The sequence below is a fragment of the Acinetobacter sp. YH12227 genome (assembly GCF_013417785.1).
Lineage (GTDB): Bacteria > Pseudomonadota > Gammaproteobacteria > Pseudomonadales > Moraxellaceae > Acinetobacter > Acinetobacter gandensis.
In genome coordinates this window covers 1-22,396 of the sequence record NZ_VPDH01000061.1, presented here as the reverse complement: position 1 = coordinate 22,396, position 22,396 = coordinate 1, and the positions used below count along the sequence as shown (strand labels likewise).

Genomic DNA, 22,396 nt, shown 5'->3' with positions numbered 1-22,396 from the left:
GCCTATCTCAGTGATGTGCTGAAAAGGCTGCCGACGCATAAAGCGACCCAAATAGAAGAATTACTACCACATCGCTGGAAATCCAACTCAAATTAAAAAATAGGCATGGGGTTCAGCGGACGCTTACCTTTATTTATAAATCTAAGCTATTTAAAAGCATAAAAAAAGGCGCTCAATTGAGCGCCTTTTTTCACACAAGCAAATGATTAGTCAATTGCAGGTGTATATGTACCATCAGCGATTGGGCCTTTAATTCGATCAGCTTCTGCAAGCACAAGTGCAAGTAAATTCTTCACGTTATCTAAAGTCGCAACTGGGCTTAAAGTGGTCATCTTCAATGATTGAACTTGACCAACTTTAGTCACACCAATATTCGCTTCACCACGTGCAAACAATTCGTCTGCAACATTTTGGTTTAAGGTATCAAGTAATTCTGTTGGGTAACCTTCAGGAATTACACGGAACAATACTGAGGCGAATTGTGGATCAACCAACATTTCTAGACCATCAGTTGCATCAATATAAGCTGCAACATCACGTGTTAAACCTACACCGTGATCGATCATCGAACCGTAAAGCTCTTCACCTAGCGCTTCAACTGTCATCCACAATTTCAACGCGTCAAAACGGCGAGTTGTTTGCAGTGACTTAGACACCAAGTTCGGAACACCATGCTCTTCATCATAAGCCGAGTTTAAGTACTCAGCTTCATAATGCATGAAACGATAGTTCGCTTCATCTTTAAGCAAGAACGCGCCACATGAAATCGTTTGGAAGTAATGCTTATGGAAATCAAGCGTTACCGAGTCAGACAGTTCAATACCGTCTAACATTGAACGATAGTCATTTGAAAGAATCAATGCACCGCCCCATGCTGCGTCGATATGCATCCACGCGCCATATTTGTTGGTGATTGCACGCACTTCTTTCAATGGATCAATTGCACCTGCATCGGTTGTACCCGCAGTTGCAACTACACATGCTACGATTTTACCTTCAGCTTGAAGGTGCGCCATGGTTTTCTCAAGCGCATCCATGTCCATGCGTGCATTTGCATCTACAGGAACAGTGACAACAGATTGGAAACCCATACCCATCATGGCCATGTTCTTTTGCACAGAGAAGTGTGCATTTTCAGAACAGATCACTTTTACGTTACGCATTGCTTCCGCAGGTACGCCATCACGCTGAACAGACCACGGGTTACCGTTTTCGTCTTTCCAGTTTTTAGCAATACATGCATCACGTGCAAGCAAAACACCCATTAAGTTAGACTGCGTACCGCCAGAGGTGAATACACCTGCTTGACCTGCACCATAGCCAACTTTTTGGCGAAGCCAGTCAATTAACTGAACTTCCATCAATGAACCTGCAGGGCTTTGATCCCATGAGTCCATTGATTGGTTTGTTGCGTTAATCAGCACTTCCGCGATTTGACTTGTCACCATCGTTGGGCAGTGTAAATGCGCTAGAGAATGCGGATGATGCACCTTTAAGCTTTTATTTAAGAAAAGCTCAACCATGCGATCAAGAGACTTTTGTACACCTAAACCTTCTTTAGAAGGATTAAATGCAATAGCAGAGCGAAGCTCTTTAATGCTACCGCCTGTGTACATTTTGTCATTTTGCAACCATGCAGATACAGCTTTTACAGCTGAATCCATTGCCGACTGATAGTCAGCAATAGATTGTGCATCATTGCAGAATAACGCTTTACGATGTTCTGCAAAATCTACCATGTCTTACGCGCCTCGAGTTGCAACTAGTGCTTCAGCAAGAGCTTTCTTGAAGCGAACAATCACTTCTTCACATTCAGCTTGGTTGATGATCAATGGGCAAAGTAAACGAATTACTGTACCGTTACGACCACCTTTCTCTAACAATAATTTGTTATCGAAACATGCTGCTTGGATTGCTGCTGCCAATTGACCATCACCTGGTAATGAACCCATGTGATCCGCTGATTTACGTTCATCAACGATTTCAACACCAATCATCAAACCACGGCCACGTACGTTACCGATACATGGGAATTCTTGCGCTAATTTTTTAATTTCAGCTTGTAAGAAATCACCACGCTCCTGCGCGTTTTTAGCAAGATTTTGTTCTTTAATGGTTTTGATCGTTGCAAGACCCGTACCCATAGCCAATTGGTTACCACGGAAAGTACCCGTATGACCTGCAGGCTGCCAAGCATCAAATTTACGTTTAATACCAAGTACTGCAAGTGGTAAGCTACCACCCACCGCTTTAGACATGACAACAACATCAGGTTCGATACCCGCATGTTCAAAGGCAAACATTTTACCTGAACGTGCAAAGCCCGCTTGAACTTCGTCAAGAATTAACACGATATTGTGCTTTTCAGTCACTTCACGGATTTTTTTCAACCACTTCACAGGTGCAGTTACCACACCGCCTTCACCTTGGATCGCTTCCAAAATGACAGCTGCTGGCTTAGTTACACCGCTTTCTACGTCTTCAATGAAGTTTTCGAAATAATACGTTAATGCATCAACACCCGCTTCACCACCAATGCCTAATGGGCAACGGTATTCATGCGGATACGGCATAAATTGAACACCTGGCATCAAGCCATTCACAGCATTCTTCGCAGACAAGTTACCTGTCATTGCTAAAGAACCGTGCGTCATACCGTGATAGCCACCAGAGAAGCTAATCACAGAGCTACGACCAGTGTATGTTTTTGCTAATTTAATTGCTGCTTCTGTACCATCTGCACCAGACGGACCACAGAACTGTAGGCAATACTCTTCCTTACCACCTGGTAATTGTTCAAGTAAAGCTTCAGTGAAAGCATCTTTTAAAGGTGTTGTTAAATCCAAAGTATGCAATGGCAAGCCGCTTGCAAGTGTGTCTTGGATACTTTGAATGACCGCAGGGTGATTATGGCCTAGTGCCAATGTACCTGCCCCAGCTAAACAATCAAGGTACTCTGTACCTTCAACATCGGTAACCCAACAGCCCAAAGCTTTTGCTATCGCAAGTGGAAGTTTACGTGGATAGCTACGAACATTCGATTCCATTTGACTTTGGCGAGTTAAATAGTATTCGTTAGTAGAATTAGGGGCAGGATTTACTGAAGAAACGCTCATATCGAATTACCATCTCTGATATGGGTTAAAAGAAATAAGTCGGGTGACTTGCGGTCCTTTGACTCGGTGCTTTATGAGTTCCAGTTAGTTTTAAGAGCTCTATATGTAATGGCTAACTAGAGGGCGGATGATACAGAATTTTTCAGGAAAATAAATAACTTTTATGACCAAATCATAGCATCAAGCACTGAAAAAACAGATCAATCCGATTGATAGCCTGAATTATCATCTTACAGTGTGACAAAACAAAGAAAACCTCTTTGCTTTATGTTTTATTAGATCTTATACGGATTAATTGTAACCGTTCATAAAATACTAATTTAACCATCTGATTTAAAATAACTTACTAAAATTAGGATTTTTTAAAAAATGTTCAAATAATTACAATCCAACCACATATATTCCTTTAAACCATCACATTCACATCTTAAGATGGGTAAATTCGCTAAATTAGCAATTTTTAAAGAAGAACAGGTATAACAATGCGTAAAATTATCTTATCGTCTGCCTTATTAGCCTCTAGTTTGAGCCTCCCTGCGCTTACACAGGCTGCAGAAGCATTGAATTACAACATTGTGAATATACAAGCCGATGCAACGCGCCAAGTTTCAAATGATGAAATGCATGCCGTGCTGTATATAGAAAAGTCAAACAAACAGCCCGCTGAGCTCGCTGCACAAATTAATCAGCTGATGAGTCAGGCCGTTAATACTGCTCGAAAATACCCATCGGTAAAAATTGAAACAGGTTCACAAACTACTTATCCTATCTATGACAATGACAGCCGTAAACTTAAAGAATGGCGTGGTCGTGCTGAAGTTCGTTTAGAAAGTACTGACTTTAAAGCTGCTAGCCAGTTAGTCAGTGAGTTACAGCAAAATTTCCAAACTCAGTCCATCAGCTTTAGCGTGTCAGATGCACAGCGAAAAAAAGTAGAAAATGAACTCATGGTTGAAGCCTCTAAAAACTTCCAACAACGCGCGCAAACATTGTCACAAGCGTGGAATAAGTCAGGCTATAACTTGGTGAATATCAATTTAAATACCAGCAATTATGGTGGTCAGCCTGTACCACGTATGGCCATGATGAAAGCTGCAGCAGCTGATGCAATTCCAGAACAGGAAATGGCGGGTGGCGAGTCTAAAATCACAGTAAATGCCAACGGCACCATACAGTTTAAATAATTGAGTGTTCATGCCCTAGCATCAAAAAGCCATCAAATAAGCAGTCGCTTTTGATGGCTTTTTTGCTTTTCAACAAAGCGCTTATTTATTTCGTTAATTTTTACAAGTCCTTGCTATATCTTTAGCCACGAGAGGATTACATTAGCCAACTGTCTTATTCCCCCTTAAGCAACATGTCTATCGAACAACTCAATCTTGACCTTTACTATTTATTAAATGTGCCCGAGCATGCATCAACACTAATGATGACTTTCGCTCAATTTATCGCACATGATCTGATTTACATATTTTTAATTATCTTTGCTTTCGCATGGTTGTTTGGAAAGATTGAAACAAAAACAGCAATTATAAAAGCTGCGCTCTTTACCGCAGTGACACTGTGTATAAGTGAGATTTTATCCGCAATATTGCACACACCTCGCCCCTTTGTAATTGATGTAGGTCAAACTTTAATACAACATGATCCTACAGGCTCTTTTCCCAGTAATCACATGAGTATTTTTAGTGGTATTGCGTTCTCATACTATTTTTCATTAAAACGCGATTTGGGTCGTATACTGATTTGGGTGGCATTGCTTGTAGCATGGTCTCGCGTGTATGTGGGCGTACATTTTCCTATTGATATGTTCGGTGCTTTTTTTATTGCTCTCTTCATAAATTTGGCAGGCTTGCCTATTTGGTGGAAACACCAACATAAGATTATGTATTACATATTGAATATGCATACTTTTCTAATGAAACCATTAATTCGACGGGGATGGATTGAATAAAGCACTTACACTTGAAAATAAACATCCTCATCTTTGAGGATGTTTCTAAAATACGAGATTTATAAATCAGTTTTTTAGAATATCGTAAATCACATAATCATCATTAAACTTTTAAATTTAGATTTAGATAAAACCTTTATACATATGGACATCCATATATTCATATGTAAATATATATGCTAATCCATATGTATAGATAGACATGGAACAGACTGATTTTTTCAAATTACTTTCAGATGAAACTCGACTAAATATCGTCATGTTATTGGCATGCAAAGGTGAACTCTGCGTATGTGAACTCACCGAATCACTTCAATTAAGCCAACCCAAAATTTCACGCCATCTAGCGCTACTACGCTCATCTGGTGTTTTGAGTGATCAACGTAAAGGCCAATGGGTGTATTACTCGATTCATCCTACGCTCCCAGCGTGGTGCACACAAATTCTTGAGGTCATGCGCCATCAAGAACGCTTTAAAGACCTCAATTTAAACACCTCAAAAAGTAATACGACCCTTTGTGAATCACTATGAATTTTCTATTTTTATGTACGGGCAATAGTTGCCGCAGCATTTTGTCCGAAGTCTTATTTAATGTCCGAGCACCAGAAGGTTTTCATGCTTATAGCGCAGGAAGCAAGCCTAGTGGACACGTACATCCGCTCACACTCAAAACCCTCAATAACTTAAATTTACCCACCGAAGGTTTATACAGTAAAACGATTGCGGAATGTGAGCAATTCGAACCTGATGTGGTGATTACTGTTTGTGGATCTGCTGCGCAAGAAGCCTGTCCTATTTTTCTTGGCTCAGCCATTAAAGCACATTGGGGACTTGAAGATCCTTCACATTTAGATGCGACTGAAGCGGTCAAACTTGAGGCATTCTTAGAGACTGTCGCACACATTAATCGTCGCCTTGATGCTTTATTTCAACTGGATTTTTCAGCGCTATCCAATGAAGAACTGCGTTTAAAGATTGAGAAAATTTCAGAGATTCAATAATAATGACTGCTAAAAAACTGTCATTTCTCGACCGAAACCTCACGCTGTGGATTTTTATTGCGATGGGCTTAGGCATTGGAATTGGTATCTATTTTCCAAGTGCTTCTACAGGCTTAAATCAACTTACTGTAGGCAATGTCAACATCGCCATTGCGATTGGTTTAATTCTGATGATGTATCCACCTTTAGCCAAAGTGGATTACCAAACACTACCTGAAGTTTTTAAGGATAAACGTACTTTAACATTGTCATTACTACAAAATTGGGTCATTGCGCCTTGTTTAATGTTTATTTTGGCAATCGTATTTTTACAGCATTATCCAGAATACATGACCGGCTTGATCTTAATTGGTTTAGCTCGGTGTATTGCGATGGTACTGGTGTGGAATGATCTGGCATGTGGTGACAATCAATATGTTGCGGCCTTGGTTGCATTTAATAGCATTTTCCAAATCCTCTTTTTCAGTAGCTATGCTTGGTTTTTCTTAAGCTATCTTCCACCATTTTTTGGTGTTGAAGCACAAGTTATACAAGTGAGTTTTTGGACCATTACACAAGCTGTTCTGATTTATCTCGGCATCCCATTTTTGCTCGGCTTTCTTACACGATATTTCCTCGTTAAACAAAAAGGAAATACCTGGTATCAAGAAAAATTTATAGCAAAAATTAACCCTTTAAGCCTGATCGCCCTACTATTTACCATTGTCGTGATGTTTAGCCTCAAAGGTGCAGATGTCGTGAGCCTTCCGATGGATGTACTGCGTATTACCATTCCCCTCACGATCTACTTTGTGGTGATGTTTTTCATTAGCTTTTTGATGAGCAAATGGATGGGCAATAATTACGCCAAAACCACTGCCATATCCTTTACCGCAGCAGGTAATAATTTTGAACTTGCCCTCGCTGTTGCCATCGCGACCTTTGGCATTGCATCTCCGATTGCATTTACCACGATTATTGGCCCATTGGTTGAAGTCCCTGTGCTGATTGCATTAGTAAGTGTATCGCTTTGGCTTAAACGAAAACTGTATTCGGAGTCTTAATATGGAATTACCAAATATTAATATCGACTTATTGAAGACACCTCAATTTACGCAGATTCAAGCACAAGAACTGGCGCATCCACCACGTATATTATTGCTCTATGGGTCTAACCGTGAGCGTTCGTTTAGCCGCTTAGCTGTAATGGAAGCGGGTCGAATCTTAGAATATTTTGGTGCTGATGTACGGATTTTTCACCCTAAAGGCCTTCCTTTACCTGAAGATGCTGAGATTACTCACCCTAAAGTTCAAGAATTACATGAATTATTAGCGTGGTCAGAAGGCATGGTATGGTGTTCACCAGAACGTCATGGTGCCATGAGCTCCATTTTGAAAGCACAAATTGATTGGATACCACTTGCGGCTGGCGCTATTCGTGCCACGCAAGGCAAAACACTGGCACTTATGCAAGTTTGCGGTGGTTCGCAGTCCTTCAACGCCGTCAATCAAATGCGAATTTTGGGTCGATGGATGCGGATGATTACAATTCCAAATCAATCTTCAGTCGCGAAAGCTTTTACTGAGTTTGACGAACAAGACCGAATGAAGCCGTCTTCTTACTACAGCCGCATTGTAGATGTAATGGAAGAACTCTATAAATTTACGCTGATGACTCGCGGTCAATCCGCTTACCTCACAGACCGCTATTCGGAACGTGTAGAAAGCGCTGAAGAACTCTCTAAACGTGTTAATCAGAGAAATTTATAAATAAAAAAAATCCCGCTCGAAAGCGGGATTTTTTTTATTTATGAAAACAATTATAGTATTAGTAAATCGACATATGATTGCGATGGATCATTTCAAGTGATCGGGCTTCCCCTAAAACTTGATGAACTTTATCTGAGGCCAAGCCTTTAACGATTTCTGCCGAACGTGAACTGAAGTTTACACGGCCAACAGCTACACGATGTCCTGCAATATCAACACATTCCACTACATCACCACGTTCAAAATGCCCTTCGACATCTTTCACACCAACAGGCAATAAACTACGGTGATTATCACGTATTGCCTTTACAGCACCATCATCAATCACCAAACGTCCAGCTGTTTGTAAATGTGCAGCTAACCATTGCTGATGTGCAGTCACACGGTCATTATCGGTAATAAATAATGTACCGAGTAATTCACCTGCCATTACACGTGACAGCACATTATCACTATCACCGCTCGCAATCACGGTTGGACAACCTGACTTAGCAGCCAAACGTGCTGCACGAACTTTGGTTAACATGCCACCACGGCCAAATTTACCGCCGCCGCCAGCCATATCAAATAAAGTTTCATCCATTGCACGCACCGTATGAAACAGTTTGGCATCTGGATTTGAGCGTGGGTCTGAGTCAAACATGCCTTCTTGGTCAGTTAAAATCACCAATAAGTCTGCATGTACCTGACCCGCCACCATAGCTGCCAAAGTATCGTTATCACCAAAGCGAATTTCATCTGTCGAAACAGTGTCATTCTCATTGATGACTGGAATGACACGCCAGTCGATCAAGTGTTGCAACGCATCACAAGAGTTCAAATAACGACGACGGTCAGCCAAATCGTCATGGGTTAATAAAACTTGAGCTGTACGAATAGAACGTTGTTCTAAAACGCTTGACCAAGTATGTATTAAACCCATTTGTCCAATGGCTGCGCAAGCCTGAAGACTGGGTAGATCTGTGGGTCGGCTGTCCAGATTCATTCGAACCATCCCTTCAGCCACAGCACCGGAAGACACAAGAATGATCTCATGTCCTGCATTGTGTAGTTCTGCAATTTGTCCCGCCCAATGCGAGATTGCATCCAGATCTAAACCTTTTCCGTTTGCTGTGAGTAAAGATGATCCGATTTTAACAACGATTCTTTTACAACCCTTAAGCTGACGCTGCCCATCTACCACTTCTATCATCTTGTCCTCAGACTTTTTTACTTTGACTCTAAAATCAACAATTAACGTACGTAGTACGATTCTGCTTCATCTTCACCATCATCATCTTCATCGTCAAATTCACCTTGACCAGAAAGACGCTGTTGACGACGCAATTCGCGATATGCTTCTTTAGCTGCAATGGTTTGTTCACGTGTTTCAGCTTCAAGTTGATCACGGAATGCTTTCATTTCTGCAGCATACTCAGGATCTTCAACTTCACGTTCACGCTGTTCTTCAATTTGATCCATCAGGTAATAAACAACGTCTTTTGTACCTTCAAACGTTAAACCTGAAGTTTTGAATACTGGACCGTTCCACTCTAACTCTTCAAGAATGTGATCACACCATTCATCACGCGTTTCAGCAGCCAATTGGTCAACTTTGTTAAGCACTAAAACAATTGGTAATTTTGAAAGTGTTGGGGAGAATTTTTTCAACTCTTCCAAAATCGCTTTAGCATTATAAGCAGGGTCTGAACCATCAATCGGTTGAACATCGACGATGTGCAATAAAATACGTGTACGCGCCAAATGTTTCAGGAAGCGAATACCGAGGCCTGCACCTTCTGCTGCACCTTCAATTAGACCTGGGATATCGGCCATAACAAATGAACGGTGACTGTCTGCATCAACCACGCCTAGGTTTGGCACCATTGTGGTAAATGGATAATCTGCAACTTTTGGTTTTGCTGCTGAAACTGCACGGATAAATGTTGATTTACCTGCATTTGGCATGCCTAACAGACCCACGTCTGCTAGTACTTTTAATTCAAGACGAATTTCACGGTATTCACCTTTTGTGCCGTGTGTACATTTACGTGGAGAACGGTTGGTTGAAGATTTGAAGTGAGTATTACCCAAACCACCTTCACCGCCTGCTGCCACTAACACACGCTGACCGTCAGCCACTAAGTCGCCGATGATATCGCCAGATTCTGTATCTACAATTGTTGTGCCCACTGGAACGAGCAATACGGTATCTTCACCGCCACGGCCTGAGCAGTTCGCACCGCGGCCATTTTTAGCACGTTCTGCACGGAATTTACGTGTATAACGATAATCTACAAGGGTACTTGTGTCGTTGTCGGCTTGTACAAATACATTACCGCCACGCCCACCATCACCACCATCTGGACCACCAAATGGTACGAATTTTTCACGGCGAAAACTGGCTACGCCATTGCCACCGTCGCCAGCCTCTACGGTAATGACTGCTTCATCAACAAAGCGCATGTTTGCCAATCCTCTAAAAACTTTAAAACCGCTTATTCTGCCATATTTTAAAGAATTTCTCGAACAATATTATTCAGCAATACTATAAATTTCATTCATCTTCTTGCTGGTGCAAATTTTTAGCAACATCCACACCTTTTTTGAAAATGTAGGTTTTATGAATAACACAGTGCAGATTAAATAAAGAAGGATTTATTCAAATAACGAAATGTTATTTGCGTGCATTTTCTTTGGCTTCAATAATTTCAGGTAATGTTCTTTCAACCCAAGCAATGAGATGCATTAATTTTTCAGCTGCTTGCGAACCCACAAGTGTCAATTGATATTCCACTTTGGGTGGAACGACCGGATAAACTGTACGTAAGATGAAACCATCCTGCTCTAACATTTTTAAGGTTTGCGCCAACATCTTCTCGCTCACGCCTTCAATGCGCTGTTTTAACTCGCTAAAACGATGCACCCCTTCAGTTAAACAACGCAGCACTAATACAGACCATTTATTGGTCAGATGTTCAAGAATTTCACGTGAAGGACACTCCGTGGATAAAACTTGACCAAGCAATTTACTTGTAGCATAGGTATTCATTAATTCTTTCCTTCAAGTCACTAACTTACTTTTTGGTACGTACTTACATTTAGTAAGTTAACAGATTAAGATTCAACCATCAAGTTCAATTATTCATCAAACAGAGGGTTTGAAAATGAAAATCGCAATTACAGGTGCTACAGGACAACTCGGTCAACTCGTTATTCAATTTTTACTTAAAGAGACTGCTGCACAAAATATTGTTACGCTAGTACGTGATGAAGCTAAAGCTGTATCATTCAAGCAACAAGGTATTGAAGTGCGTCATTTTAATTATGATGCGCCAGAAACTTTAGTTCCTGCCTTACAAGGCATAGACAAGTTACTTTTGATTTCTGCTAATGAAATTGGCCGCCGTACGCCACAGCATAAAGCTGTCATTGATGCTGCTGTAGCAGCAAACGTCCCATATATTGCTTATACAAGCCTTTTACGTGCAGATACTTCACCACTAGGTTTATCAGAAGAACATCGTGAAACTGAAAGTCTTATTAAAGCCAGTGGTCTAAACTATACCTTCTTACGTAACAACTGGTATGTCGAAAACTATCTTGCTGCCGTTGCACATGTTGCCGAAACGGGTGTGCTCTATGGTGCTGCACAAAATGGACGCATTAGTGCCGCGACCCGCGCTGACTATGCAGAAGCTGCTGCAAAAGTTTTAAATAGCATAGGTCATGAGCAAAAGACTTATGAATTGGCTAGCTCAAGTAGTTTCACTTTGGCAGATCTTGCTGAAGCAATTCAATCTGAATCAGGCAATACAGTACAGTATCAAAACTTAGCACCTGAAGACTATCGCCAAGGCCTGTTACAAGCCGGTCTGCCAGCAGGCCTGGTTGACGTGATTGTTGATGCCGATGTTCATACTGTGAAGGGTGCTATGTACAGTGATCGCCAAGATTTAGAGCAATTATTGGGACATCCATCTACATCCCTTCAAGCTGCTGTAAAAAAGGCTTTGAACAAATAAAATTGTCATATTGAAATAAAAAGCCCGATTCCATGATCGGGCTTTTTTGAATTGAACAAATGATTTTTATGGATGCAGATTCTTTAAAGGTAAATCCATAGCCATTTTTAAATTGGCTTTGGTATTTCGTTCCGAGTTATACATCGTAGCGTTAAAGCTCGCGATTTTACGCATAGTCATTGGGTCATTTAGATTAAGCTGTGGAGCAAACTGATGTACCACATGTAAATTTACGCTTTCATTAAACTCAAAAAAAACAGGCCCATTAAAATTAATTCGAATCGGAATGTTATAAGTTCGTTTTAAGTGAAATGGGACATCCAGTTTTATTGGTATATCCATTTTTAGCGGAAACTTCGGCACAAGTTTATTTTTAATAACTAAATCTGTGGTCACCTCTAATGGCATTGTCTGATTAATTTGAATATTGGTCAGATAATCAATATTCACCGAAATAGGAACGTCGACACTAAATTGTAAATCCGCTAAATATTTACCTTTTAGCGGGAGCTGCAGCTTACGATCTAAAGCGATTTTGGTATCCAAAGTACCAATCGATTGTGTTTGTAAATAATTCCCTACCGAAATTTTAGTCGGTAACGAATGAGAGAGCTGAATATCCGCGTTATCGGCCTGCACTTGCATAGATGCATGTATATTTAAATATAGCCAAAATGAAACGGCGACCAATACAACCACAGCAAAAAAACTCAACAGCAAACGCTTTGTCGTTTGAAATATCCACATAGGCTATTCCTGCTTAGACTGCGCAGCAGCTTTCTGTTCACGATTCAAACGCATGGTTTTCAACGGAATGACCAACTCGCCTTTTTGAATTTTTACTGGCAGCGTGTTTTGTACATCAACGGTTGCCTTAAGCGCTGTCTTAATCGGGACATTTAACTTCCCTTCAATTGGGATATTGGTTTTTAAATTAGCATTTAAAGGAATGTGTAGATTTTCCTTCAGTACAGTTTTGACCGGTGCATCGAATTTTAAATGTACTTTTTGCTCAAGTGGTACATCTATGTTAACTGGAATATCTAACTGAATCGGAATATCACCTTTCAATGGCAAAGTGATGTTTTGTCCCATAACTTTGACTTTTACTTGGGTGTCTACTGGCAAATTTTGATTGACTTTTAACGTCTCGCGTACAGGAATTGTGGTTTTAATCGGGACTTGATTATCAAAATAGACACGTGGTGTCAGAGTTTGCGTCAACGGAATATTCAAATTTTCATGAATTGGTATTTCGGCATTTACCCGCCCAGTCACATCAACATCTAAGGCGTCATGAATCTTCACTTCAGCTTGTAAAGGTGCTTGTAGATCAATATTAACGTTCTGATTTTCGAGCGGAATGTAAATATTAAAATGTTTAAACACCCAAATGGCGATGAACACACCGATGAGTGCAGCAAACACTATAAATGCCAATCCACTGAGCATGTGTTTCACTTGCAAACTAAAGTCCTTTTTACTTTTATTGTTTTACAGCTCTATCTTTACTGAATAATACGATTGGGTTTGCAATTTTTTGTATTTAATTCTTTAATAATTTCATAAACTTAAAACTTGAACATTTTAGTCAGCTTTCTCATTATAAATGACTACAACTCATCTAACAGTGGCAGAAAAAACAAGAACTTTTGATGCTTTTGATCAATCCATTCGTCGTCTATGCCTTAAGTTTTTACCCCCTGCTCTTTAGATAAAAAAAAGAGCCTCAAATGAGGCCCTTTTTTACAGCGTGAACTAATTAAGCATTAGTTTCAGCAGGAACTTTTGGATAGCTTACGCCGCCCATTTGTTCAGCAATACGCAATACTTGGCAGCTATAACCTACTTCGTTATCGTACCAAACATAAGCAGTTAAACGGTTGCCTGAAGTGATTGTTGCTTGCGCATCAAATACACCTGCAGTGCGTGAACCGATAAAGTCAGATGATACAACTTCAGTAGAGTTTGTATAACCAATTTGACCTTGAAGGTTAGAGTTGATCGAAATTTGGCGAATATATTCATTCACTTCTTCACGATCAACGTCTTGACCCAATGTTAGGTTCAAAATAGCAAGTGATACGTTTGGTGTTGGTACACGTACAGAGTTACCTGTCAATTTACCTTGAAGCGCTGGAAGTGCTTTAGCAACCGCTTTAGCAGCACCAGTTTCAGTAATTACCATGTTTAGAGTCGCAGCACGGCCACGACGATCCGCTTTATGGTAGTTGTCGATTAAGTTTTGGTCGTTTGTGAACGAGTGAACTGTTTCAACGTGACCATTGATCACTGTGTATTTATCGTTTAACACTTTAAGTGTTGGAGTGATCGCGTTTGTTGTACAGCTTGCAGCAGAGATGATTGTATCTTCATCAAGGATATCTGCTTGGTTTACGCCGTAAACAACGTTCTTCATATCACCTTTACCAGGTGCAGTAAGAATTACACGTGCAGCGCCTGGGCATTTAAGGTGTTGAGCAAGACCTTCTGAATCACGCCATTTACCAGTGTTATCAATCACAAGTGCATTGTTAATACCGTAAGCAGTGTAATCAACTTCAGATGGGTTAGAAGCGTAAATTACTTTAATGAAGTTACCATTTGCAATGATTGCTTCGTTTTCTTCATCTACAGAAATCGTACCAGCGAATGGACCATGAATAGAGTCACGACGTAACAAAGACGCACGTTTTTCTAAATCGCCATCAGAAGATTTACGTACAACGATTGCTTTAAGGTTAAGACCACGGCCTAAACCTGATTGACCAATCATTAAACGTGCAAGGATACGACCAATACGACCGAAACCGTAAAGAACAACATCTTTGTGTTCTACAGCAGCAGCGCTACCTTGTAATGATTTAACAGCGTCTGCAACAAATGCATCGATGTCGCCGCCTTGTGCTTTGTAAGCTTCTGCAAGTTTACCAAGATCAATTTCAGCAGTACCAATGTTTTCAACTTTCGCTAAAGCTTCAAGAATTGGGAAAGTGTTTACAACAGAAAGTTCAACGTCTAATACGCGAGTACGACGGTGCGCTTTTAGAATTTGGATAACAGAACGGTTAATTAAAGAGCGACCGTACACTGTTGCTACGATGTTTTTTTCACGATATAACTGACCCACTAGGGCAATCATACGTTCCGCAAGTTCTTCACGGTTTTTCCAGCGACCTTGGTGCTCTGCATGTAGGGCAACGATAGTGTCTTTGCTCACAGATACGTCCTCTAATTAATTGTAAATCTAGGCTAAATTTCAAAACCCCATAATTGTAATGGAATTCGTTAAATTAATGAATCCAAAAGCACTGCTCTGCTCGGCTATTTTCTTATATATTCACTATAAATTTTTAAAATAGTTGTAATTATTTTCATGATTTTATGACTGAAAGTTTAAAAACTGGTTTTTTGATGTTTTTTGTCACAAATTTCTAAATGTAGCTTTATCAGACAACACACCTATATTTTATAAACAACTTCCTGCCACAATCGAATAAATTCAAGCCATAGTCCGAACTTTAAAACGGTTATTTTGATCCAAAGCACGTCATTTTATAGATTCATTTTTATTGTCTACATCGACTGACTCTCTAAATTGTTCAATATCAAATTCGAAGTAACTATTTGGCAGTTGAATTATATGTGGTAGAGCACTTAATCCATTGTCACCCGCACAACAAGCGTAGTGACGCATATGATGAATGGATCGAGTAGATGATTCATATCTTAAATTTTCAAAATTAAGTGCGATGCACTGCTGCGCATGATCACGAATCATCTGCACAGCATGCATAAAAATTTTGCGTTTTAACTGTTGTTCTGCTTTTGCTCGTTCCAAGTCGTTTGACTCATATTCCCCCATTTGGGTTCGTCGACGAGACAACGTGACATGTGTCCCAGAGTGTGGACTGAAATCTTCCTGTGTCACTTTAATTTGTTCATGTTCTACAAGTTGTGCTGTAAGCATAGTTTTCAACTGAGTTAGCAGCTGCAGACTCATTTCATGATGATCTTCCCAACTATCTTCATTATGCGGAGCAAAGATAAATGCGCGCCTTTTTTCAAGTAATTGCTTGAAGCCCTGCATTTTATCTGCAAATTTGGCGAATTCATTATCATTGACCAATTCAGGCTGTATGCGCAACATCTCAATGCTCATCAAGAGTGGCGCAAGTATTTGCATCGTTCTAAAATAAATAAAGTCAAAATGATTTGAGTCATCAACTTCATATTTCAATAATCGATGGAGTGGGCTTAAAATTTTTAATGTGAATATTTCTTCAAATCGCTCAATAGCTAACGCAATGTTCTTGGTTGAATCAAGCTGCAATATCGGAAGTAATTTATCATCACTAATCTGTTGAAATTGATCCATCAAACTTTGAATATCGATGGGTACATGTGCTTGTGCACCGGCTAAAAGCATGACCTGATTTTTAAAATGTTCAATAAACTCGTTTTCAACCGAACTTCGAATATCTAAAGCCAAGCCATTTAATAAAGGAAAATCTGAAAATTCGGATTGTTCTGTTTCTAAAAAACGTCGTGCTGAAAATGTCAACTCCGTCTGAGCACACGGCGCAACAATAAAATAATCACTCGGCGTTTGAAGGACATAAAAATGTCGACTTTGCTGCTCTCGCGCTAAAAAATATTTAAAAATTGGATGTGCGATGTCCTGTGCTTTTAAAGATGTTTGAAATCCATCTGCTAAAAGTTGCTGCTTTAAGTAAACTTCAACAATAAAGCGCTTCACTTGATGAGCACTTAATTGACGTATATCTTCAGGAGGAGTTAATGCCAAACTCCGAATAATTTGTGCTGCATTAAAAATATAAGTTCGATGCAATAATATTTTTTCAAGTTGATGCTCAAAATCATCTTCAACATCAATAGACTGAATTAATTCCAGATCTGCTTCTAATTGCTTTGCAATACTTACGCTATCTGTTTGTTGCATCAGTAAATTAAGTTGTTCACCCAGATGCTGTGCAATAGAGCGCATGTTTTCATCATTTAGCAGTTTGAGTAACATACCCAAGTTCATTGGATTGCTTAAAGTAAATTTATGATTTTGCGCGTTCCATACAATGCCTTTTCGAGCCAAATCGTTTTGTGCCACTTGCTGACACTGATCAAGATCCAGTTGAGCAAAAATTTGGGTTAATACGGTTTGCCAATGCTCATCCAAATGTGGTTCGAGTTGTAACAGCTGAATGCGTAATGAATATGGAATACCAACGAATTGCATGTCCTATCCTTGGTCTAATGACAAAATGTCGGCTATTTAGGTTTATTTTTATATAAAACAAATATTAATAAGATATTGCAGGTTATTCAACATCATTCATCTTGAATATATCACCAAATAATACGGTTCTTATTAGTATCTTAGATTAGCATTTAAACGACAAATTCACTAAAAACTACGATTCATTTTTTCAACTTAAATTAGTATTGAGATAGAGTTTTTTATATTTTTATTGAAAATATAAGATTTTTTTAGAGAAAGATTTACACTATCAAATGTATATATCATTGATCTTAGTCCATACGTTTTTTGAGCTTTTCCACATTATTCGCTAACGCCTGTTCCTTTCGCTTTTGCTTGATTAAATGTAGAGCACCTTCAATCACCAATAACAGTACCGCCCCCCAAATAGGGATATAGGTTAACCATTCTTCGGCTTCTACGCGTTCACCTAAGGCAATCGATGCAAATGCCAACAAAACTGGCTCTAAATAGCTCAATAAACCAAAGATAACAAAAGGCAAGTAACGGCTCGCAAGCATATAACTTCCTAGGCCTAATGCGCTTAAAAACCCTAGTCCAATAACGGCCAAAATCAGGTGTGGAAAAACAGCCATTAATTCAAAGGTATTGCTATGAATGAAGCCTAAGTAAAATGCGACAGGCAAAATAAGGCAGAGATCCCACCAAAAACCGCCAAGGTGATCCGTTTTAAACGTGCGTCTTAAGAAGAAATAAATAGGATATGCCACAGCCACATAGACGGTTTCCCATGCAATGCTGCCTATACGCCAAATTTCATGCCCCACACCCAATACCGCTAAAACCACAGCTGCCATTTGCCAGGCCGATAATTTTTCTTTGTAAAGAACACATCCGACTAAAACCATGACCAAAGGCAATAAGAAATAGCCAAGTGATACTTCTAAGCCCCGTCCATTAATCGGCCCCCACAAAAACAACCAAAGCTGCGTGGTGCATAAAAATGAGCTCATCAATAACCACAGTAAAAAAATTGGCTGTTTGATGGTTCGCCAAAAAATCTCACTGACTTTTTTTAAGTCCCCCATCCACCACATAAAAAGTGTTAGAAATGGCAAGGTTGCTAACATTCGCCACGCGAAGGTTTGCTCACTATCCATAGGCTTTAAAAAAAGCGTATAGAAATACAAAACACCAAAAGTAACAGATGCCAACACAGACAAAGCAACGCCTTTATACATCTATTACCTCTAGAATACGGGGGTCAATCATTTGGATTTCGCTTGAAACTTCAAGCGCTTTAGCATGTATTCTAGCAAATAAAAAACCATGCACAGGCATGGTTTTTTAGCAATTGTTCAAATATTTTGACTATTTTGCTGTCTGTTTCGTATGAATCACATCGGATAAATCATAGCCTACAGATTTGGCATAATTTAAGTAGTCTTGAACGACTGCTTGATCAGGATGAGCTGAACGTGAAAGAACCCACATATATTTACGACGTGGCTCTCCCACAAGAACAGTTTGGTAATCTTCATCGGCTTTTAATACCCAATAATCACCACGTCCAATAGGTAACCAGCGAATTGATTCTGGTAGAAAGCTCACTTTTAACTTGGTATTAAAGGGTGCATTTTGCACAAAAGCTTCACCAATGGACTGCTTCTTGGTACCGTCTTTGGCAAAACAACTGTTATTGACATTAATATTGCCATTTTCATTTAAGGTATAAACCGCAGTCACATCACGGTCACAGCTTTTTTGAAATACCAGAGGCTTACGAGCGACTTCATACCACATACCTAAATAACGATCGAGTTCTACTTTTTCGACTGTCTGTAATGGTTTGGTCTGTGCATAGGCCATAGTCGCTGCACCTAAACCAATTAATACTGCTGCACCCACTGCAATTTTAGCCAATTTAAAACCCGCATTCGGAATATTTGTAGTCATCAAGCTTTCCTCATTTTAGATGCAAACTTACGATCAAATGTCTTTCGATATAAATTTACTTTAAACAATAAATATGCGAATTAACTCATATTTTTGTCTAAGTTATGTAGTTCAATACAGGCCAAAATGGCATTATTGTCTAACAATATTACTGAATCATTTGTGCTTTCAAGCGAAGGATTTCATCACGTAGCCTTGCTGCTTGTTCAAATTGCAACTCCTTCGACGCTTTTAACATTTCTTTTTCAAGCTTGTTCATATGTTTCGCTAAGAGTTTCGGATCTGACATTAAATGACGTTCATCTGCACTTAAAGCTTTCGCTTGTTGTGAAATTTTTTCGTCAATTTCGTCATCTTGCAGCACTTCACCAGTATCAATATCTTTGACATTTTGACGAACTGCACTACGTGGGGTAATCCCATGCTCTAAGTTAAATGCAATTTGTAAATTACGACGGCGATCCGTTTCATCAATCGCTTTTTGCATCGAATCGGTCATACGGTCTGCATATAAAATCGCTTTACCATTTAAGTTACGTGCTGCTCGACCAATGGTCTGAATCAGTGAACGCTCTGAGCGCAAGAAGCCTTCTTTGTCGGCATCCAAAATTGCGACCAAAGAAACTTCGGGCATATCTAGGCCTTCACGTAACAAGTTAATCCCAACAATCGCATCATACACACCAGAACGTAACTCATGAATAATTTTGGTTCGTTCAACCGTATCAATGTCTGAGTGTAAATAAGCCACTTTCACGCCATATTCTTTTAAATATGAGGTTAAGTCTTCTGCCATTCGTTTAGTCAGTGTGGTCACGAGAACACGTTCATTGAGTTCTTTACGATTATTAATCTCCGACAGTACATCATCAACTTGGGTCAGTACTGGACGAATTTCAATTTCAGGATCGACTAAGCCAGTTGGACGTACCACTTGTTCAACCACTTGCTCTGACTTTTCCATCTCATAATGCGCAGGTGTTGCACTGACATAAATAGTCGACGGGATAATTCGCTCCCATTCCTCAAATTTCATCGGGCGATTGTCCAACGCACTTGGTAAGCGAAAACCATAATTCACCAAATTTTCTTTACGTGAACGGTCTCCTTTATACATTGCACCAATTTGTGGAACTGTCACATGTGATTCATCAATAATTAATAAAGCGTCATCTGGAACATAATCAAATAAGGTTGGCGGCGCTTCACCCGATGGACGACCCGATAAATGGCGTGAATAGTTTTCAATACCGTTGGTATATCCAAGCTGCTGCATCATTTCGAGGTCATAACGGGTGCGCTGTTCAATTCGTTGTGCTTCCAGCAACTTATCATTGGCGCGGAAAAAACCGAGTCGTTCAGTTAATTCTTCACGAATCGTCCCAATTGCTCGAGTTAAATTATCTTTTGGTGTGACATAGTGACTTTTTGGATAAATCGTTACCCGTGGCACTTTTCGAACCAATTTCCCTGTCAGTGGATCGAACCATCGAATGGAATCAACTTCATCATCAAACAGTTCAATACGAATGGCATTTTGATCTGATTCCGCAGGGAAAATATCAATAATTTCACCACGGATACGATAAGTACCACGCAAAAATTCTAACTCGTTACGGGTATATTGCATTTCGACTAAGCGACGAATGATATCATCACGGTTAATACGATCACCCTCAACAATGTGTAAGAGCATGCTCATATAGGCATTCGGATCGCCCAAACCATAAATTGCAGAAACCGAAGCAACAATAATTGCATCTCGTCTTTCTAACAAAGCACGCGTCGCTGACAGACGCATTTGGTCAATATGGTCGTTAATCGAAGAATCTTTTTCAATGAAAGTATCTGAAGATGGCACATACGCTTCGGGCTGATAGTAGTCATAATAGCTAACGAAGTATTCAACCGCGTTGTGTGGGAAGAATGCCTTAAATTCACCATACAACTGTGCAGCCAAAGTTTTGTTATGCGCCATGACAATAGTCGGACGCTGGGTACGTGCAATAACATTAGCCATGGTATAGGTTTTACCCGAACCTGTTACACCCAATAACAACTGATCATGCATGCCCTTTTCCACCCCATGCACCAATTTTTCAATGGCTTGAGGCTGATCCCCTGCGGGCTGATATTGGGTAACCAATTCAAAAGGCTGTTCCTGCATCACACTCTTCTTAGACAATTCAACTCAAGCTTTATTATGAGGGCAAAGTTATGCAAAACAACGTTAAATTTATGCAAACAACATGAATACAATTTCACTTTTTGCTCTTCACATTATGTTCAAGGCTTAATTTCACAGACGGACAATTTATAGTTAGATGAAACTTATGATTCATAAAAAGTTTTCAACCCAGATATCAGATGAAAATTAACTGAACCATACCTGTTTAAGCCTATTTTGATACTTGACCAATCAGCCTTTCAGCTGCAACATGAATAAAAGGATGATGAAGATAAAACTGTATGACTTACCACTATCATGATGAAAGCATTGTTAAAGATTTAGCTGAAGACACAATTTTTGTTTTTGGTAGCAACATGGCTGGCCAACATGCTGGCGGTGCTGCACGTACAGCCCTTGAACATTTTGGTGCTATGAAAGGTGTTGGGCGTGGTTGGGCTGGGCAAAGTTTTGCGATACCGACCATGAATGAGCATTTACAACAAATGCCACTTTCACAAATTCAACATTATGTTGATGATTTTAAAATATATACAAAAAATCATCCTAAAATGAAATACTTCATCACCTCTATAGGCTGCGGCATCGCGGGCTATAAAGTTGAAGAAATTGCCCCAATGTTTAAAGGCATTTCACACAATGTCATCTTCCCTATCTCTTTCCGTCCTTTTGTTGAAAAGCCTCTACCAAAATTAACATCAAAGCTGCTACACACAATTTATCGTGACTCTGTCATTTTTGCACCTGCAACGGATCAATTGGTTGAGGTCCTTGCACTCAGTGAAAACGAAAAGAGTTTGGCTAAAATTCTATTAAATACTCAAATGTACCCAACCGACAGTAATGGCCGAGATCGTATTTTTGAAATTGAAGATATTCTGCATGCACTCAATGGCAAAATTTTTGAGTTTCAATCTAACTCTGAGGGCCCAATGATTTTTGGTGGCGTCATTCTTGCGCTACTAGAGCTCTACAATATCAATGAACAAGATTTTGCTGATGTTTGGACGGCAAAACGTGAAATTCAACCACCACGTCCTGCCAATAAAGCACGTAAATAATTTGGTGGTGTTTCAAAAAGTATGCTGAAAAAAAGCAGGTTGAATTTTGATAAAATAGAGAAATGCAAATAACTCTAGAAATCAAATGTCCAACCTGCCTCAGTGACAGTATAAAGAAAAATGGCATCAA

Annotated in this window: 21 protein-coding genes; 9 read left to right on the top strand and 12 right to left on the bottom strand. The window is 39.7% G+C overall.

Features of this window, described 5'->3' with window-relative positions:
- On the top strand, positions 1–96 hold a 96-nt coding region (locus FTV09_RS13095; RefSeq protein ID WP_143242124.1), incomplete at its 5' end, for a transposase domain-containing protein.
- 110 nt (positions 97–206) lie between these two features.
- Here the strand turns inward: FTV09_RS13095 and FTV09_RS13090 are convergent.
- Positions 207–1,739: an aspartate aminotransferase family protein gene (locus FTV09_RS13090; protein WP_180058583.1), complete on the bottom strand. Its 1,533-nt coding sequence runs from the start codon at positions 1,737–1,739 to the stop codon at positions 207–209.
- A 3-nt stretch (positions 1,740–1,742) separates the two neighbouring features.
- Positions 1,743–3,116, bottom strand: coding sequence for a diaminobutyrate--2-oxoglutarate transaminase (locus FTV09_RS13085; protein WP_180058582.1), 1,374 nt, complete (start codon positions 3,114–3,116; stop codon positions 1,743–1,745).
- A gap of 482 nt (positions 3,117–3,598) precedes the next feature.
- Here FTV09_RS13085 and FTV09_RS13080 point away from each other — a divergent pair, with 482 nt between their 5' ends.
- From FTV09_RS13080 to arsH, 6 genes are all read left to right on the top strand, one after another.
- A complete protein-coding gene (locus tag FTV09_RS13080; protein WP_180058581.1) occupies positions 3,599–4,300 on the top strand; it encodes an SIMPL domain-containing protein in 702 nt (233 codons plus the stop codon).
- A gap of 173 nt (positions 4,301–4,473) precedes the next feature.
- Positions 4,474–5,070, top strand: a complete 597-nt coding sequence (locus FTV09_RS13075; RefSeq protein ID WP_180058580.1) for an undecaprenyl-diphosphatase — start codon at positions 4,474–4,476, stop codon at positions 5,068–5,070.
- Positions 5,071–5,272: 202 nt separating this feature from the next.
- Positions 5,273–5,602, top strand: coding sequence for a metalloregulator ArsR/SmtB family transcription factor (locus FTV09_RS13070; protein ID WP_180058579.1), 330 nt, complete (start codon positions 5,273–5,275; stop codon positions 5,600–5,602).
- Positions 5,599–6,072 carry an arsenate reductase ArsC gene (locus tag FTV09_RS13065; protein ID WP_180058578.1) on the top strand — a complete coding sequence of 158 codons (474 nt, stop codon included), beginning with the start codon at positions 5,599–5,601 and terminating at the stop codon, positions 6,070–6,072. Before FTV09_RS13070 ends, FTV09_RS13065 begins: the two co-directional genes overlap by 4 nt.
- Before the next feature lie 2 nt (positions 6,073–6,074).
- Positions 6,075–7,115 (top strand): ACR3 family arsenite efflux transporter, encoded by a 1,041-nt coding sequence (arsB, locus tag FTV09_RS13060; protein ID WP_180058577.1) that lies wholly within the window; start codon positions 6,075–6,077, stop codon positions 7,113–7,115.
- 1 nt (position 7,116) lies between these two features.
- Positions 7,117–7,821: an arsenical resistance protein ArsH gene (arsH, locus tag FTV09_RS13055; protein WP_180058576.1), complete on the top strand. Its 705-nt coding sequence runs from the start codon at positions 7,117–7,119 to the stop codon at positions 7,819–7,821.
- 58 nt (positions 7,822–7,879) lie between these two features.
- On the opposite strand, the gene proB is transcribed toward arsH, so the two are convergent.
- The 3 genes from proB to FTV09_RS13040 all read right to left on the bottom strand — a co-directional run bounded on the left by proB (position 7,880) and on the right by FTV09_RS13040 (position 10,852).
- A complete protein-coding gene (gene proB, locus FTV09_RS13050) occupies positions 7,880–9,013 on the bottom strand; it encodes a glutamate 5-kinase (RefSeq protein WP_067765804.1) in 1,134 nt (377 codons plus the stop codon).
- 41 nt (positions 9,014–9,054) lie between these two features.
- Positions 9,055–10,266, bottom strand: a complete 1,212-nt coding sequence (gene cgtA / locus FTV09_RS13045) for an Obg family GTPase CgtA (protein WP_067765807.1) — start codon at positions 10,264–10,266, stop codon at positions 9,055–9,057.
- Positions 10,267–10,477: 211 nt separating this feature from the next.
- On the bottom strand, positions 10,478–10,852 hold the full coding sequence (locus FTV09_RS13040; protein WP_180058575.1) for a helix-turn-helix domain-containing protein: 375 nt from the start codon (positions 10,850–10,852) through the stop codon (positions 10,478–10,480).
- A 115-nt stretch (positions 10,853–10,967) separates the two neighbouring features.
- Here FTV09_RS13040 and FTV09_RS13035 point away from each other — a divergent pair, with 115 nt between their 5' ends.
- Positions 10,968–11,825, top strand: a complete 858-nt coding sequence (locus FTV09_RS13035; protein ID WP_067765813.1) for an SDR family oxidoreductase — start codon at positions 10,968–10,970, stop codon at positions 11,823–11,825.
- Between the two features lie 66 nt (positions 11,826–11,891).
- Here FTV09_RS13035 and FTV09_RS13030 read toward each other — a convergent pair whose 3' ends face one another.
- The 7 genes from FTV09_RS13030 to uvrB all read right to left on the bottom strand — a co-directional run bounded on the left by FTV09_RS13030 (position 11,892) and on the right by uvrB (position 21,187).
- Complete coding sequence (locus tag FTV09_RS13030; protein WP_180058574.1) at positions 11,892–12,572, bottom strand: hypothetical protein; 681 nt, start codon at positions 12,570–12,572, stop codon at positions 11,892–11,894.
- A 3-nt stretch (positions 12,573–12,575) separates the two neighbouring features.
- A complete protein-coding gene (locus FTV09_RS13025; protein WP_257222895.1) occupies positions 12,576–13,292 on the bottom strand; it encodes an MFS transporter in 717 nt (238 codons plus the stop codon).
- A gap of 295 nt (positions 13,293–13,587) precedes the next feature.
- Complete coding sequence (locus FTV09_RS13020; protein ID WP_180058573.1) at positions 13,588–15,045, bottom strand: glyceraldehyde-3-phosphate dehydrogenase; 1,458 nt, start codon at positions 15,043–15,045, stop codon at positions 13,588–13,590.
- Positions 15,046–15,375: 330 nt separating this feature from the next.
- Positions 15,376–17,079 (bottom strand): hypothetical protein, encoded by a 1,704-nt coding sequence (locus FTV09_RS13015; protein ID WP_180058572.1) that lies wholly within the window; start codon positions 17,077–17,079, stop codon positions 15,376–15,378.
- A gap of 293 nt (positions 17,080–17,372) precedes the next feature.
- A complete protein-coding gene (gene rarD / locus FTV09_RS13010; RefSeq protein ID WP_067765827.1) occupies positions 17,373–18,302 on the bottom strand; it encodes an EamA family transporter RarD in 930 nt (309 codons plus the stop codon).
- Between the two features lie 130 nt (positions 18,303–18,432).
- Positions 18,433–19,017 carry a lipocalin family protein gene (locus tag FTV09_RS13005; protein ID WP_180058571.1) on the bottom strand — a complete coding sequence of 195 codons (585 nt, stop codon included), beginning with the start codon at positions 19,015–19,017 and terminating at the stop codon, positions 18,433–18,435.
- A 148-nt stretch (positions 19,018–19,165) separates the two neighbouring features.
- Positions 19,166–21,187, bottom strand: a complete 2,022-nt coding sequence (gene uvrB, locus FTV09_RS13000) for an excinuclease ABC subunit UvrB (protein ID WP_180058584.1) — start codon at positions 21,185–21,187, stop codon at positions 19,166–19,168.
- Between the two features lie 299 nt (positions 21,188–21,486).
- On the opposite strand from uvrB, the gene FTV09_RS12995 reads away from it, so the two are divergent.
- A complete protein-coding gene (locus FTV09_RS12995) occupies positions 21,487–22,266 on the top strand; it encodes a hypothetical protein (protein ID WP_180058570.1) in 780 nt (259 codons plus the stop codon).
- Positions 22,267–22,396: the final 130 nt, after the last annotated feature.